The following is a 15,429-nucleotide window of genomic DNA, read 5'->3' as shown; positions in this document are numbered from 1 at the left end:
GGGGGCGAGTGGGGCGCGAGCGCGCGGCCCCGCCCGGCGGGGCGCGCCCGCCCCCCCGGGGCTCGAGGGCGGGCCACCCGCGGGCCGCCCCCCCCCCCACCATTCGTGGTTCGCTCAGTGAGTTTGGATCGCCTGAGTGATCTCCGCGCCAGTGCGGGCGACGACCACGGTGTATGCGTCTTTCAGGGCCGATGGGAGCAACTCTCGATCCTTCTCCTCCTGGAGAATCACGGATTCGCCGGGGACCATGAGCACCGCGTTGAGCCGCTTCAGCAGCTCGGCCAGGAGATCCATGGATCCTTCGCCTCCGATGCGGTTGAAGGTGATGTTGGTGGGGCTGGTGAGGTAGACGTCCGCTGCCTCACCTTCTCCCGTGCTCACCTGAAGGAAATTCAGTCCGGCGTCCCGCGCTACCACGTGGGGGTCAAGGACCTCGTACGCCGCACTCATGTCGAGTGGTGCTGGTTGGCCGTTTTCGAACCGGCACACATAGATATCAAGGCTCATGGTTGCTCTGGCCTCCAAGGGCGTCGGCGCCCCTGGAGGCCAGAGGCGCCGACCTACGGGGTCGGCGTACCTCGGCGAGCAGGGTGCCTCCCTGCTGATGCTGATGGCGAAGTCCCGGCACAAGAAGTCGGAGAACATCCGCCGCTACTTCAAGCCCTCTCCCAAGGCGATCTCGGAGCTGACAGGCCTGCTCGCCCCTGGCGATAGCAGACGATGAAGCACACGTGGTTCGTTTGGGCAGGGGATGCCCGCCGTCAGTTCGCCTCCGGCCCGAACCGACGCTTGTACGCCGACGGTGTGATGCCGGTCTCGCGGCGCATCAGCGTGCGCAGATTGGCAGCGGTGCCCAGCCCGCTGCGTCGCGCGACTACCTCGAACCCGGACTCGCCTCGTTCGATCAACCGGCACGCCAGAGCAAGCCGTTCCCCCGTCAGCCACGCCAGCGGCGTCGTGCCCAGTTGTGCCTGGAAGCGGCGATGCAGCGTCGCCGGACTGACCGCCGCACGCGCCGCAAGGCCGGACACTGTGAGCGGTGAGTCCAGCCGTTCCTGAGCCCAGGCCAGGACAGGCGCCAAGGACTCGTCCGGCAGGTCGGGCATGGGACGCTCCACGAACTGCCGCTGCCCACCGTCCCGGTGTGCCGCAAAGACCAGCCGTCGGCTCACAGAGTTGGCGACCTCCGCGCCGTAGTCGCGGCGGACCAGATGCAGCCCAAGATCGAGCGCAGCTGCACTGCCTGCCGCGGTGAGGATGTCACCGTCATCCACGAACAGCACGTCTGCTTCGAGCTGGACAGAGGGGTAGCGGGCCCGGAAGGAATCCGCCCACTGCCAGTGGGCGGTGGCCCGGCGCCCGTCGAGGACGCCGGCCTCGGCCAGTGTGAAGGCGCCGCTGCAGAAGCCGACCAGGCGCGCACCGCGGGTGTGTGCCCGGCGGACGGCATCGAGCACGGCGGGACGGCGGGGCACTTCGATGTCTGGCCGGTTGGGGACGATCAAGGTGTCCGCCGCGTCGGCCGCTTCCAGGTCGGCGACTCCCGTGAGCGTGAAGAACCCGTCTCGCATCAGGGTACGGGGCTCGGGCGAACAGAGCCTGAAGTCATAGAGATCACGACCGACCTCCGGTCTGCGCAGACCGAAGACCTCGGTCGCGCAGCCCAGCTCGAAGGGGTTCGAGTTCTCGTCCACGATCACGACGACCCGGTGTACGCCCGCCGCGCGAGCTGCGTGCGAGGATTCTTTCGCCATGTGCAATTCCTAGCACTCACGGCGGCCGTGCGAAACCGCTCAGGATGAGCCCATGAGCAGCGAACCCATCCCCCTCAGCAAGGCTCTGGCCTCCTTCGATGCCTTGTGGAGCCCCCGCATCGTCACGCGCGTCAACGACTATGACGTGCGCATCGCCAAGGTCGAGGGCGAACACATCTGGCACGTGCACGACGACACCGACGAGTTCTTCCTGGTACTCGACGGCGAGCTGCGCATCTCCCTGCGCGAGGCCGACGGGCAGCGCTCGGTCCTGCTCCCGCAGGGGGCGGTCTTCACCGTCCCCCGAGGCACAGAGCACAAGCCGTACGCTCCGTCCGGCGCCGCAATCCTCATGTTCGAGCCCACCGGGACACCGACCGTGGGCAATCGCCACGATGAGATCCCAGAGCACGTCGACTCAACAACCGGACACGCACTGAGCACCTGACCCGACAGGCTTCGGACACGCCACTGCCCATGGCGTCAGCCTGCTGCCGGGTCGGTTACGTTCGCCGACTGCCCGTCGGGAGCGGCGCGCCAACGCTCCCCCGAGCACTGTGATGGCGCGTACGAAGAGCCGCGACATCGCGGGCGGCATAGGCGAAGAGCTCCGGGACGGCGGCTTCATTCGACGTGGGAGGCCTTTGCTGCCACCCTTCCAACGTCTCGCGCACGGTTTGGGTGACTGTGCCAGCGTGCTGCACGAGCTCGTCATCCAGGGCTGCCACTCTTCCGTCCTGCCTGCGGCCGGTCAGCACGACGGGGCCGGGTACGGCATAGAGAGGCGTACCGCGCCAGCTACTTGCCAGTGCCCACGCGGCAAGGTTGTGACAGCCCTGCCTTGTGTGCCCCATACCGTGGACGTGCAGGAGCACCCGGGGGTGATACACGGACTGATCGACAGGCTCAACGTCCTCGCCCTCCTCGTGTACGCCCGACCGTGCCATCCCGAGGATCAGCGTCCGGTGCGGTGGGAGCAGGTCGACCTTCCCGGGAGAGGCGTGTGTGGGACTCTGACCGTCCAGCACGACTGCGCCGACGGCTGCCGCCCGAAGACACGCTGCGTACGACGCTGGACCAGGCTCGTCCGCACTTCGACCACGGCCTGGTCGTGCGGACCATGTGGGCCTCCGACACGGCCACCGGAGCGTGCCCCGCCATCGTCGCCGGTGAATCAGCTCCGGGCGACGGGCCGAACCATCTCGAAGCTACAGTGTCCGGGCCCCGCCCCCTGCGTCCCGCCCCCGGTCATGCCGGTGGGGACGCTTGGAAAACAAAGACGAGTCCTCCGTTCGTCGTGAGTCTGGGGGCGCTGGGCGTGAACGTGCCCACTTTGTTGAGGCTGTAACTCCCGCCACCACCGCCACCGCCATTACGGGTGTTCCCGCGACCGCCGCCACCGCCGCCGCCGAATCCGCCACCGCCACCACCACCCTGGCCGTAGTAGGTCCATATACTGCTACTGGCTGGGTGCACCCATTTGTGAGGGGCTCCTGTGCCGCCTGCTCCGTGGTTTCCGACCGTTCCCGGGGTCTGGTTGAGCCAGCCGCCGGTCACGTCGCCACCGTAGCCTCCCACGCCGCAGTTTCCATTGTGGGCGCTTCCGGATCCGGCATTTCCGCCAGCCGGGTTGCCCGGGTCGCTGTCGGTGCATTTGGTTTCATCGTAGAATCCCCCTCCGCCGCCGCCATGGATGACGGTGGAACCAAATTGCGCATCAGCTCCGTCTTCCCCTTGGGCGATGGCAGCTTCGGAACCGGTGCCGGTTTCCGTCTCGATGACACCGCCCATGCCTCCAGTGGTGTTGTAGTCTCCGCTGGATCCGCCTCCGCCGGCGACGGCGAGTATGTTTGTGGTGCAGTCTTCCTGTCCGTCGACGCAGGTGGCATTCGCGGTGAGGTCCTGGGTGGCGACTATGGTCGCGGTCCCCCCGTTCACGTGGTGCGTGCTGTCCGGCCCGGCGGACCCGATGTAGTAGTAGAGGGCGGGGCCTCTGGCTTTCAGTTGTGCGACGGTCTGGAACACCTGCGCCGTCCCTCCCGTGCCACCATTGCTGCCGGCGCCGTTTCCGCCGAAGGCCACGATGTCCAGGGGGCTGGATTCATTGATGGAGAATCCCTGTCGGGCTGCATGGCCCCGGGCTACGGAGAGGAGTGAGTCCGTGCCGGTGAGGGCGAGCGCATAGATTCCGGTGATGGGTGTGATGTGGCAGTGGATCAAGTTGCCCTCGATGATGGGGCTACAGGAAAGAGCGTTCCCGGCATCGGCGCCGGCGGGCTGTGTGGTGAACAGCCCTCCGATGATTCCTGTGGCAGCCGCGACCACTGCCCAGCGCGGGATGACGTGATGCCTCATTTCACTGCTCCTTGTGATGCGATGGGTCTCAAGAGCCGGTCCCGGACAGCTGATGGGGCCTTCCGGTCCATTCAGGCAGGCAGTGCGGTCTCGCGTTTTGGCCTGACGGGCTGTTTCCCGGGGATTTCGAGTGGTCGCCGCCTGCCAGGATGTGCGCTGGCACTCGCGTCGTCGGTTCGCCTGGGTTGCCTTGAGCCGGGCGTCGATCGGTGTTGTGTTGATCGTGTGCCGGACTACTGGCCGCAAGGGAGCGTGTCGGGCAGGCAGTCGGTGGGGATGTTTCCGCGAATGAGGGTGTCGGTGATGGTGGTGGGCGTTTCGCTGATCTGCAGGCCCCCGGCGCCCTGGGAGGCCCGGTTGCGGGTGACGACACTGTCGGTCAGGACCAAGGTGCCCGCGCCGGCATAGATGCCACCACCGGAGTCTCCGGTCGCGTTCTCGGTGATCCGGCTGTGGACGACCTCGGTGTGAGCTCTCGAGGTGTACAGCCCCCCGCCGCTGCCGGTGGCGTAGTTGCCGCTGATCTCGGTATCGCGGATGCTGGCGCGCGCAGCCGATCCCGGCAGGGCGATCAGCCCGATGCCTCCCCCGGTGCCGGGAACGTACTCCGCCCCGTAGTCGCCCCCACGGGTCCGGTTGCCGGCGACCCGGCTAGAGGTGACGGTCAGGTTGCTGTCGTACGCGCCGACGCCGGCCGACGTCGCTGCCTCGTTCCCGGAGACATCCGCGTGGTCGAGACGGATCACCGCGTTGCGGCCGCCGATGCCTCCGCCCACGTTCGCATAGTTCTTCGACACCGTCGTACGGGACAGTCGCAGATAGCCGCCGTCCACGTCGAGCCCCCCGCCCATCGGATGACCGGGCGTGGTGCGGTAGTCCGCGGAGTTCCCCAGGACGGCGCAGTTCTCCAGGGTCGCCGTGCCGGGGCCGGTGACACGGACCGCACCGCCACCCTCCCCGATCCCGTTGCTCAGCGTGACATCCACCAGTGTCAAGTTCCCCCGGACACCGTCCTGCACGGGATCGTGGAGGACCTCGATCAGCCGGAAAGGTGGCGTGCCCGCCGCACGGGATCGGGTGATCGTGGAACGATCCCCGATCACGGTGACGGCCGTCCTGATGGCGGGCAGCCCGTTGGGGCCGTACCCGCCGTTGATGTCCTCCGGCAAGGTGAGCACATACCTGCACCCGCGAGCCAGCCGGATCGTCCCACCACCGGAGTTGTTGGCTGCGACCACGGCATCGACCAGTTCCCGTGCGCTGCACCCGATCCCCCACTCACTACCGCCACCCCCGTCGGCCGCACCACTGCCACCAGACGGCCTGTCAGCGGTGGACGCCTGCCCGCCGACAGACAGCGCCGAGTCGGCCCCGGCCCGCAGCGGGACACCGACGGCTGAGGCGGCGGCCGACCCGGATGGCGCGCCGGACACCAGCAGTACCGCCATCAAGGCCACCACCCCGCCCGTCACGTAGCCGATCTGCGGGCGTATGCACCACGAGCCATCCACAGCACGGTCCTTTCATCACACCGATCACCTTCGGGAACGAGACTCATGCCTGCCCTCACGGAACACCTATTACGTGTGATTTTCGGGATGAACTACAAAAGACTCCCTGAATGGATCAACCGAGCGCGACCGTCCTCTGTGCGCCCTTGGGCTTGTCCGCATCTCCGAGGAGGAGGCCGCGGTTCGCCTGCCGGCTGTGGCCGCAGGCACGGCCCGGGACTACGTGCCGCGCATGCCGGACGACGATTACCTGCCGTACGAGCCTCTGTTTCGCAGCGGCCCTGCATAGCGACGCTGGCGGATGACGTCGGTACCGGGCGCTGAGACGCAACGCCGTCGGGGCAGTGTCGTGGCGGTCTCATAAGCGGCTGGACTTCACCTGGGAATGCGACCGGCCATCGCCCGCCGCGGAACCGGGCACGGCTCCGGCCTGGGCATCCATCGCTGGGTCGTCGAAGCCGCATTCGCGCTCCTGCACTGGCTCCGACGCCTGCGCATCCGCTGGGAGATCCGCGACGACTCCACCAAGCCTTCCCCACCCTCGGCTGCGTCATCATCTGCTGGCGCCGCTTGAAGACCGCCTTGGCCAGGAGTCCTGGGCAGCCCAACAGCCCCTGTTGTCTACCTGGATCGGCTGGCGACCACCATCGCGACGGCTTCCTCGGGTGTCGCGGCATGGAAGGGCCCCGGGACGGGGCTCCCCGTCTGGTCGGTGACCTGCCACCCGGCGAGGCAGACCACGGGAATCTCTCCGCTCCGCTCAGCGAGCGCGATCTCGCTGAGGGTTCCCCATGAACCGCCAACGGAGATCACCGCGTCGGCGCTGGCGACGATCACCGCGTTTCTGGCCTCTCCCATGCCGGTGCAGACCACGGCGGACAACACGTCAGGGGCCGCTGCCCGGTCCGTGTCCGGGCGGATCCCGATCACCAGCCCGCCTCCCGAACGGGCGCCGTCGGCAACGGCAGCCATGACGCCTTCTCCGCCGCCACACAGGACGATGGCACCGTGCTCTGCGAGGAGTCGGCCCACCTGGTGGGCGTGCAGCCGTTCGTCCTCGTTACACCGCCCCGGCCCGCAAACCGCGACCTGGAATCGCACACGATCTCCCGCAACCATCCGTTGGCCAGTTCACTTAGCCGGCAGTATCGCCGAAGAGCAGTAGCGCACAGCTGCTGACGCCCCGTGGAGTGCGTAGTCCGTAACCCGACAAGCACACGCACATAGTCGGTCACGAGAAGGCGCAGGCAATTCATTCTGCAAGGGCGTGTGTCGAAAGTGGATCTCGTCAGGTGTCGAGCGGCAGTTCCAACTGCTCGGACCGCATCTGAGGACGCACAGCCGGGACATCGCTGGCCCACACGCGCCCAGTTCGGTCTGGGCTTGGCTGGTACCCCGGCTCGGACTGGTGGTGGCCGATCCGAGAACGATGACGGCAGCAAGAGCCGCTGCAGAGTCCGCTCGGTTCGGACGGGCTGCGCCTCCGTGATAGGCCTCAATGGGCCACCACGGAAGCGCCGCGTTGAGGCCGTCCGTTCTTGTCTACAGCTACGCCACGGTGGCGCAGACGGCCCAGGCCACATACGTGATGGTGGTATCCGAGTCGTTCTCAGCGAAGACAGTCCACTCGTTGTCAGCAGACGGAAAGGACGTCTGGATCGAGACATTGGTGGCTTGCGCTTGGCCGCTCGGATCGATGGCACCGCCGCCGCCGGTCACCACCTGACCGACATCCGGGCAGGTCACCGTCGCTTCACAGATGGTGTCGTTGGGACAGGCAGGCCCAGTGTCGGACACCCTCTCGAACGTGACGCCAGAAGAAGCACCAGTCGCGCCCGTAGCCCCTGTAGCACCCGTAGCCCCGGTTGCACCCGTGGGCCCCGTCGCTCCCGTCACGCCCTGGAGGCCTGTATCGCCGGTGGCGCCGGTCGGACCCGTGGGACCGGTAGCGCCGGTGGGTCCGGTGGGTCCGGTCGGGCCCTTGCATCTGTCCCAGCCACCCAGCGCGTGAGCGGCAGCAAGGTCTTGGGCGGAAACGCTGCACTTGTCGTGACCCGGGCCCTCAGCGGGGTCAGCGAACATTGCGGCCAGTGCGGGAGTCGTAAGCGTCAGCAGAGCCGTGGAAGCCATAAGGCCTCCGGTCAGCACCTTGGCGTAGCGGGGGAGGCGGACGCTTCTGCGTCCGTGAGTGGGGTTCATCAAGGGTCCGTTCATCGAAGAGGCCGCGAAAAGACGGCTGCGGCCAAATCCAGCGGCCTGTCCGGCCAGACAAGATCATGAAACTACGGTGAGCCCCGGCGCAGGGCGCAACGACACAGACGAGCACCCGCGCCACCCGGACGGCCCCAGGACAGCGCCCCGCGCCGGACCTCCGGCGTGGTGACGGGCTGACCGGGAGCGGCGACGTGGCCAGCGCGACGACGGCCCCGGCGACGTCCTCTGCATGGCGGGCAGCCTCAGCCCGCCAGCTCCGGATCTCCTCCGCGATGTCCCGCATCGCGACATGCGGTCTGGTGGCGAACTCCAACTGCTCGCGCTGCAGTTCCGCTTCAATGACCTCGTCCTCGTCGTGGCGGTCCGCCTCCAGCGAAGCAGCGGCCAACAGGGCCGTCGACAGGGTCCGGGGCTCACCGCTCTCGGAGTCGACCAACAGCAGTTCTTCCTCGACACCCACACTGCGCACGACGACTGCCTCTCCGCGGCCAGGCCGTGTCTTCCTCGGACTCCCGCACCGAGGGCCGGGAGTCTCCTCAGCCTGAACCGGTGTGCGGACGGATGCCCTCGATCCGGCGCCCACACCAGCCTCAGGCCGCGCCAGGAGGACGGACGTCCTGCCGTACGGCGGCCTGCACTCGAACGGCCCGGATCTGCCGATCACTCGTTTGCGCGCAGGTAGACGGGACAGACGGCGCCGTACCGGGAACCCCTGACCGGACAGGCCGCCCTCAGCAGCGGCGACACTTCGTCCGACGGCCCACGGCCGTCCCGGGTTGGCACGGTCCACGCCGACAGGTGAGGACCCCGCCCACGAGCGAAAGGCGACGACCGCCCATGTGCCGATGGCTCGCATACTCGGGGACGCCCATTCGGCTCGATGCGGTGCTCTACCAGCCGGAGCACTCCCTGATCGACCAGAGCCTGCACTCCCGCCTCGGCGTGGAGACCACGAACGGCGACGGCTTCGGCGTCGGCTGGTACGGGGAGGAGACGGGTACCCCGGCCGTGGTACGGGACACGGGCCCGGCGTGGAACAACCGCAATCTCCACGAGATCGCGAGCCACGTCCGTTCCCCCCTGTTCTTCGCCCACGTCCGGGCATCGACCGGTACGGCCGTCCAGCAGACGAACTGCCATCCGTTTCGGCACGGCCGCTGGATCTGGATGCACAACGGCGCGATCACCGACTTCCACCGCCTGCGTCGGGACCTCGCGATGGCCGTCGACCCGGTGCTGTTCTCCTTCATCGAGGGCTCCACGGACTCCGAGGTCATGTTCTTCCTGGCCCTCACCTTCGGCCTGGACCAAGACGTGCCCGGAGCCGTGGCGCGCATGGCCGGATACGTCGAGGCCGTGGGCCGGGAAGAGGGCGTCGCGCACCCCCTCCAGATGACGGTCGCGGTGAGCGACGGCGAACAACTCTGGACCTTCCGCTACTCCAGTGTGGGCGCCTCCCGTTCGCTCTACTACAGCAACCGGGTGGAAACGCTGCGGGCTCTGCATCCCGACGTGGCATTCCTGCGGGACGTTTCCGAGGGCACCCGCCTCGTGGTATCCGAACCGCTGGGGGACCTCCCGGGTGCCTGGAGCGCCGTCCCGGAGAGCAGCTACAGCGTCGTCCACGCTGGAGAGCTCGATCTGAGGCCCTTCGCACCGGAGCCCCCTACCCACGGGTGACGGGCTTCCCCCGACGCGCGAGTGACGCCTCCCCCCATCGAGGAGGACGAGGGACCCGTCCTGACCGGCCCCATCAGGGGCAGAACGAACGATAAGCACGGCGCGTGCCCGAGCGGCTGAACATGCAGTGGCATCCGCCAGTTGTGGACTGTGCTCGATGACAGCCCAGTGGCCAGCCAGACGGTCCTGTCCGCGGTGGCGATGAGCCAGCTGACCTCGACCTCCTGCGTCAGCGCGCACTCCTGGGCCCGTAACCGTGCGACTCGAACTCCCGTGTGAGATCGTCTGAGCCTGCCGTTCTATTCTGAACACGTTCAGTCGAACGTGAGGGATGTCGATGAGCACGTCAGTGAGACGGTGGTCGGCCCTGGTCGCCGCGTTGGCGTGGGCTTGCGTTGCTTGCGCTGATGCTGGTGGAGGCGCGGCTAGCATTGATCAGTCGGCGCTTGTGGGCCAGTGGAGCAGCCCAGGTAGCGCTCTTCTTCGCTTTCGGGCGGACCACGGCATGACGGGGGAAAGTCTGAACAGTGCGATGTTGGGAGGCACATCATGCCCGGACGCTACAACCGGGCGCTGGAGCTTCTTCAGCTCGCCAGACGACGCGGGTTCCTCCATTGCCGACGACGCCCTCACCAGCGGCGACATGGTCTCCTTGAGCATCGATTCTCCGGAGGACTCCTGCCTCTTGTCGGCTGTGGTCCGACGTGACGAGCAAGGATTCAATCTCTGCCTGGTAGAAGATCCTGATTTTGGCTGCTCCGCCGACGAACTTCTCCGCCTTCAGCCAGTGTGGGAAGACCGGGCTGCGAAGTGACTCGTGCTCCCAGCTATTGAAGAGGCATCACAAGATTCCCGATGTGAGGTCTCGGGACTTTGTTGACAGCTTGGCCTCAGTACATCACAGGTGATTGTTTGCGAAGGCGGGGCCGGTGCGGGCAGCCGCATGACCGGGCTCCCGGACCTGTACTTCCCTTCCCGTCAACCAGCAGCCAGCACAGGCACGACGAGAGGAATGGCCCTGCTGCTACTCGGGCCGTGGCTGTGGGGTGGCGTGGTCATGGGGATGCCCCGGCGTCGGTGACCCGAGAGCGGGCGACCGACGCCGGGGCGTTCGTCATGCCGGTGTGCGGCTACGCGACGCGGAGGCCGTGCCCGCCGTGCCCGGGCCGGTGACCGTGGTTGGGCCGGTCCTGGCCCGGCTTGCCATGACCGGGCATACCGGGTTTGCCCTGGTCGGGGCGGTCGTGGTGCGGGGGCCGAGGCTTGGGCTGTTTCGTGATGGTGGTGGTGTTGGTGGCGGTGCTGACGCCGGTGGTGCCGCCGCCGGTGACGGTGGCGGAGTTGGTGATCTGGTTCGGCGTGTTCCGGGCGATGCTGACGGTGAGCCTGAGGGGCGGGTAGCTCTCACCCGGGTCCAGGACGTCGCTGCGGGTGCAGGACAGGGGGGTGAGGGCGCAGGTCCAGCCGGTGCCGGAGAAGCTGATCGAGGTCAGGCCCGCGGGGAGGGTGTCGCTGACGTTGACGGTGGAGCCGTCCGTCGGCTCGTCACCGGTGTTGGTGACCGTGAGGGTGTAGGTGCCCTGCCCGCCCCGGGTGAACGTCCCGCCGGGGGTGAGCTTGGTCAACCGCAACGCGGGCGCTACCTGCTGGGGCACCACCGCGATCGCCACCCCGAGCGGGACGTCGCCGACGGGGACCGTGGCCACGACCGTGTCGGTCGCGGTGTCGATCACCGACACCGTGCCGTCGAATCGGTTGGTGACGTAGACGCGGGTGCCATCCGGCAACACCGCCAGCCCGAACGGCCCGCTGCCGACGGGGACGGTGGCGACGACCGTGTTCGTGGCGGTGTCGACCACGGACACCGTGCTGCCGCTGAAGTCGGTGACGTAGACGCGGGTACCGTCCGGCGACACCGCCACCCCCACGGGCCCACTGCCGACGGGGATCGCGACCACCACCGTGTTCGTCACCGTGTCGACCACGGACACCGTGCCGGGGTTGCCGCTGGCGTTGGCGACGTAGGCGTAGGTGCCGGGCGGCACGGCATGGGCGGACCGCGGAGCCACCATGGGCAGAGCCAACCCCGCCACCAAGACCAGGCCAGCCACCAGCGTCCGCAGCAACCCACCCCACCACCAGCGATGCACACGACGACCAAGCGGTGCCGACGACGAGACGGCATCCTCCGCCACCTCCTCGATCACGGATTCACGGACAGCCACAGCAATCCTCCCGAAAAGGTCGAACTCGGTAGAACAGGAGAGATTGTGACATTACGTTGTATTCCGCATGTCTGGGACGCGCGCCAGCCCCGACCATGAGGACACGGCTTCGCCGTATCCGGCGACAGCCTCAAGAGGCCATCCGTGGTGGGCGGCCTCCGACTGCCTGGTACACCCGCGTGCTGTGCAGCTGACGGGTTGCGCGCGGCCTCCAGCTCCGCCTCCATGCCGTCTGGGACGGTGCGGGCCATTCCCCGGGTCTCCTCCCGGCGGTCCCGGCCGCGCTCTGCCGATCGGCGGCCTTCGAGGCGGCGCGGAGCAGGGCGGCGCGCTCGGCGCACAGCGCGGCCTCGGCTGCGCGAGGGGTGAAGCACGAGCGGCTCACCGACGGCAGCCGGGGCAATCTCATTCCCGCTACCGCATGGGCCAAGCTACCGCTTGCCCCGGACAGCGGCCACCAGCACGACGGTCACGCTGATCAGGAGCGACCAGGCGCCGAACTTGCCGATGGAGACCGGCTGCCAGCCCTGGAGCTGGTCCGGGTAGCTCCACGCTCCCGCGTACGTGGCGATGTTCTCGGCGAGCCACAGGAAGAAGCCGATAAACGCGAAGGAGAGCGCCAGGGGCATGCGGTAGTGGGCTCTGCCCACGCGGAATCTCGCCCATGTGCCGAAGGTGGCGGCCACGAGCAGGGCAGCGAGCGGCCAGCGGAGGTCCGGCAGCCAGTGGTGGGTGAAGAAGTTCACGTAGACCGCTGCCGCCACCCCCGCCGTGGCCCGTGGCCGGTAGCCGATCAGTTGGAGGTCGAACAGGCGCCAGGCCCGACAGACGTAGCTGCCGACCGCTGCATAGAGGAAACCACCGTACAAGGGGACTCCGGCGACCTTGAACAGTGCTGGCTCCGGGTAGCTCCAGGAACCAAGTGCGACCTTGACCACCTCGAAGGCGAGCCCGATCGCGTGGCACACGGCGATGACCGCGAGGTCCCGCCCACTTTCCCACCCGCTCAGGCGGAAGACCAGCGTGAGCAGCAGCCCGTAGACGAGCAGCAGGTCGTACCTTGCGAATGGCATCCGCGGCACCAGCGTCGATATCGCCAGGCCGGACAGCAACGCGACGGCGAAGGCGCAAGCCTGGGCCTGGAGACAGGTGAAGGTCAGCAGCTGCCGTACGGGGACGGCGATCGCGGTCATGCAGTGACGGACGCATCGTGCACCGCATCGGGTTGCAACGTCTCCACAGCGCGACCCGCTCCTGTCAACGCTCTTCCAGGCGCCCGGTGCGTGCCGCTTCCGAGTTCCCCCTTGAGCTGGCTGTCGCCGCACCATCGCAATTCCTGTACGTGGCGAACGCCAGCGACAGCAACGCCTCTGCGGTCGACACCAACACCGATGCCGTCGTCGGAACACCCATCACGGTGGGGAGCGTTCCGCGAAAGTTCGCCGTCCTTCCGAACGGCACCAAGGCATACGTGGCCAAACTCGGCAACAGCGTTTCAGTGATCGACACCATCAGCAGGGCTGTCACGGCCAGCCTCTCCACCGGTGCCAGCAGTCAGCCCTCGAGCATCACCGTCTCACCCGGCGGCACCAAGGCGTACCTCGCCACCTTCGGATGCGGCGGGCGGCACCCTCAGGGTGGGTGAGCGAAGACGGAGGTCGCAGAATTGCATGAGCGTTACCTGAACGCATCTCGGCCGCGTCGCACAGTTGGACTACGGCCCGTCGCCAGGATGACGCTGACCTTCAGGAAGAGAGGGCTTTCCTTTATCAATCAATGAAAACGTATCGGCGAGATTGATGTACGGACTTGGGTCGACTCGAAAATTACCCCGGAATGGGTTGTCCATCGCCGCAGTCACATGGATGAGCAGCGCGACACTTGCGCCTGCGAGACAGGCAATCACGATGTGTGTGGACGCATACTTCACAGGCAGCAAGAACGTTGTCGCAACCATGGCGAAAGCACCTGCGAACATCACACCCCAAAGCATCCAGGGAATACTTTGGCCTACCTGCCCCAGGCGTTCCGTTCGAGCGTCAATGAACGACCCGTAGGAGCTTAGCAATTCTGAATAGATGGCACTCCTGCTGTCACCGCCTGGGGGAATTTCGTACAAGTGATGAAGGAAGTCGTTGATTTCAGTGCGACACAGAGTCGAGGGTGACTTGCCGTGCTGCTGAGTCGGCCACTCGTCCTTGACTACGCAATCCACATAGGCCCTCAAGTCCGAGCGGAGTGCTGACCCGTCCGGATCTGGAAACGCCTTGGCAAGTCCGTATATGTGCGAGATTTCGTTCGCTTCGCTTTGCGTGATTGCGGAACCGTGGGAGTAGGTTTCATAGGCTGCGACCGTAATCAAGGCCAGAAGTAGGCCAAAGAATACGATGACAACATTTGAGAAGATGGCACAAACGTCCCCCCAGTGAGGCTCCCTGTCGAAATACTTGCGCAAATACTTCCGGGTCAGTAGGGCGCCGACCGCCGCAACTGCCATGGCGGCGAGAATGAAAGATAGTGTGGAAAACCACAGAGGAGAGGTGTAAATAAAGTTGAGCATGCGGAGACCTTGACCAAAGTGAGGGAAGATTTCGCAACAAATCAACTGTGACCGTCAGAGTGGTGAGGTAGTTGGAGTTGTATGGGGTCTCGTGGCCGTCGCAGCAAAGGCGACCTTCCGATCATGCGAATGTCCTTGGAATCGCCCGTCGCGGCTGATACTCCACTGGTCATAATGCCTGGACCTCCGTGGGGTGCGGGCTCAACGCGCCCCGACCGACTCGACGGCGGAGGCTTGGAGTCGTGCAGTATCTCGGCTCCGATGACAAGCACGGAGACGGTGCCGCGCGTGTCCCGCATCATCCTGGAGGAGACCGCCGCCCAGCTGTGCTCCATCGGGACGCCGGTGCGACACCCTGTGGTGGCGACGGTCTTTGCCGCGACGGTCGGCAGGTCTGTCGCTGGTCTGTTCATGGCAGGGAATGTGCTGATGCCCGGTCGTGGGCGGGTGAGCTGCAGGCTCTTCACGAGGTTCGTGGATCGCTGTCAACGTCGGAGCCGTGTGAGTCGACGCTTACGTGATGCAGGGGCGGGTGCGGCCGGTCAGGTCACCATCGGTACCAGCGGCCGCGACCAGCGCTGGCCGTGGTGGCTCGCATGCGGGCGGGCACTGCTCGTAGATGCTGGACACGGTGCTGGCACCGTTGAGGTCCAGACAAGCGCCACGTTCGGTCCTACAAGGCGCAGAGTTCCATGAAGGTCACACCTGACAGGTCCAGGGTGAGTGTCCTGCCGCGGGGTGCGATCAGGCGAGACGCTGACGGTTACATCGAGGTGCGCACGGGGAGCCGCCCTTCGATCGAGCCCATCACTGTCGGCTTCCGCCCTCTGCCTGACGATGGCGCCCCGCGACCAACCGGCGCCATCCGCTCGGCAAGGACACCGACACTGCTGCGGAAGGCGAGGGAATCCGCCACCTCGTCAGCGGCATCCACCCGGAGCGGCCGAGCTGTTCGAGTCGTTCGCCTATGGCCGCAAGGCTCCAAGGCCTGAAGTTGCAGGGGACATCCAATGGACACGCGCCATGCCCCGGCCACGCTTGGCACACGGACTCCTCGCCCCAGACCCGGTCGGTACCGCAGGCCTTGAAGCACGACTGGCGGATACGCGGGCGAGCGGCGACCCCAGCTC

The 15,429-nt window shown here is 66.8% G+C and carries 12 protein-coding genes and 3 pseudogenes; 5 read left to right on the top strand and 10 right to left on the bottom strand.

The genetic code is table 11. The features are described 5' to 3' along the window. Positions 1–114: 114 nt before the first annotated feature. Complete coding sequence (locus ACFWI9_RS01450) at positions 115–507, bottom strand: hypothetical protein (protein ID WP_387158168.1); 393 nt, start codon at positions 505–507, stop codon at positions 115–117. A gap of 64 nt (positions 508–571) precedes the next feature. Between ACFWI9_RS01450 and ACFWI9_RS01445 the strand changes: the two are divergent. Next, positions 572–724, top strand: a pseudogene (locus ACFWI9_RS01445) (site-specific integrase); the annotation flags it as partial. Between the two features lie 37 nt (positions 725–761). On the opposite strand, the gene ACFWI9_RS01440 reads toward ACFWI9_RS01445, so the two are convergent. Beyond that, entirely contained in the window at positions 762–1,754 is a 993-nt protein-coding gene (locus ACFWI9_RS01440) for a GlxA family transcriptional regulator (RefSeq protein WP_387158166.1), read from the bottom strand. Between the two features lie 52 nt (positions 1,755–1,806). On the opposite strand from ACFWI9_RS01440, the gene ACFWI9_RS01435 reads away from it, so the two are divergent. Beyond that, entirely contained in the window at positions 1,807–2,202 is a 396-nt protein-coding gene (locus ACFWI9_RS01435) for a cupin domain-containing protein (RefSeq protein WP_387158164.1), read from the top strand. An 800-nt stretch (positions 2,203–3,002) separates the two neighbouring features. On the opposite strand, the gene ACFWI9_RS01430 is transcribed toward ACFWI9_RS01435, so the two are convergent. Together ACFWI9_RS01430 and ACFWI9_RS01425 are read right to left on the bottom strand one after the other, a co-directional pair. Further along, the gene (locus ACFWI9_RS01430; protein ID WP_387158162.1) at positions 3,003–4,109 is read right to left on the bottom strand and encodes a hypothetical protein; all 1,107 of its coding nucleotides are present in this window, start codon (positions 4,107–4,109) and stop codon (positions 3,003–3,005) included. 233 nt (positions 4,110–4,342) lie between these two features. Beyond that, positions 4,343–5,620 carry a hypothetical protein gene (locus ACFWI9_RS01425; RefSeq protein ID WP_387158161.1) on the bottom strand — a complete coding sequence of 426 codons (1,278 nt, stop codon included), beginning with the start codon at positions 5,618–5,620 and terminating at the stop codon, positions 4,343–4,345. 382 nt (positions 5,621–6,002) lie between these two features. On the opposite strand from ACFWI9_RS01425, the pseudogene ACFWI9_RS01420 reads away from it, so the two are divergent. Next, positions 6,003–6,140 (top strand): annotated as a pseudogene (locus ACFWI9_RS01420) (IS5/IS1182 family transposase); the annotation flags it as partial. A 101-nt stretch (positions 6,141–6,241) separates the two neighbouring features. On the opposite strand, the gene ACFWI9_RS01415 reads toward ACFWI9_RS01420, so the two are convergent. The 3 genes and pseudogenes from ACFWI9_RS01415 to ACFWI9_RS01405 form a co-directional block, all read right to left on the bottom strand. Next, positions 6,242–6,739 carry a TIGR00725 family protein gene (locus ACFWI9_RS01415; protein WP_387158159.1) on the bottom strand — a complete coding sequence of 166 codons (498 nt, stop codon included), beginning with the start codon at positions 6,737–6,739 and terminating at the stop codon, positions 6,242–6,244. 429 nt (positions 6,740–7,168) lie between these two features. Further along, the gene (locus ACFWI9_RS01410; protein WP_387158158.1) at positions 7,169–7,417 is read right to left on the bottom strand and encodes a hypothetical protein; all 249 of its coding nucleotides are present in this window, start codon (positions 7,415–7,417) and stop codon (positions 7,169–7,171) included. A 583-nt stretch (positions 7,418–8,000) separates the two neighbouring features. Further along, positions 8,001–8,303 (bottom strand): annotated as a pseudogene (locus ACFWI9_RS01405) (glutamate-cysteine ligase family protein); the annotation flags it as partial. A gap of 368 nt (positions 8,304–8,671) precedes the next feature. Between ACFWI9_RS01405 and ACFWI9_RS01400 the strand changes: the two are divergent. After that, positions 8,672–9,514 (top strand): class II glutamine amidotransferase, encoded by an 843-nt coding sequence (locus ACFWI9_RS01400; protein ID WP_387158156.1) that lies wholly within the window; start codon positions 8,672–8,674, stop codon positions 9,512–9,514. 1,130 nt (positions 9,515–10,644) lie between these two features. Here the strand turns inward: ACFWI9_RS01400 and ACFWI9_RS01395 are convergent. Beyond that, entirely contained in the window at positions 10,645–11,739 is a 1,095-nt protein-coding gene (locus ACFWI9_RS01395) for a hypothetical protein (RefSeq protein ID WP_387158155.1), read from the bottom strand. A gap of 431 nt (positions 11,740–12,170) precedes the next feature. Further along, entirely contained in the window at positions 12,171–12,932 is a 762-nt protein-coding gene (locus ACFWI9_RS01390) for a DUF817 domain-containing protein (RefSeq protein ID WP_387158153.1), read from the bottom strand. Between the two features lie 86 nt (positions 12,933–13,018). On the opposite strand from ACFWI9_RS01390, the gene ACFWI9_RS01385 reads away from it, so the two are divergent. Continuing rightward, the gene (locus tag ACFWI9_RS01385; RefSeq protein ID WP_387158151.1) at positions 13,019–13,384 is read left to right on the top strand and encodes a YncE family protein; all 366 of its coding nucleotides are present in this window, start codon (positions 13,019–13,021) and stop codon (positions 13,382–13,384) included. Between the two features lie 69 nt (positions 13,385–13,453). On the opposite strand, the gene ACFWI9_RS01380 is transcribed toward ACFWI9_RS01385, so the two are convergent. Beyond that, positions 13,454–14,299 (bottom strand): DUF4239 domain-containing protein, encoded by an 846-nt coding sequence (locus ACFWI9_RS01380; protein WP_387158149.1) that lies wholly within the window; start codon positions 14,297–14,299, stop codon positions 13,454–13,456. Between the last annotated feature and the right edge of the window lie 1,130 nt (positions 14,300–15,429).

It is taken from the genome of Streptomyces sp. NPDC127084 (assembly GCF_042724175.1).
In the GTDB taxonomy this organism is placed as follows: Bacteria; Actinomycetota; Actinomycetes; order Streptomycetales; family Streptomycetaceae; genus Streptomyces.
Note: the sequence above shows the minus strand (reverse complement) of the source record. Positions and strands in the feature narration are given on the sequence as shown.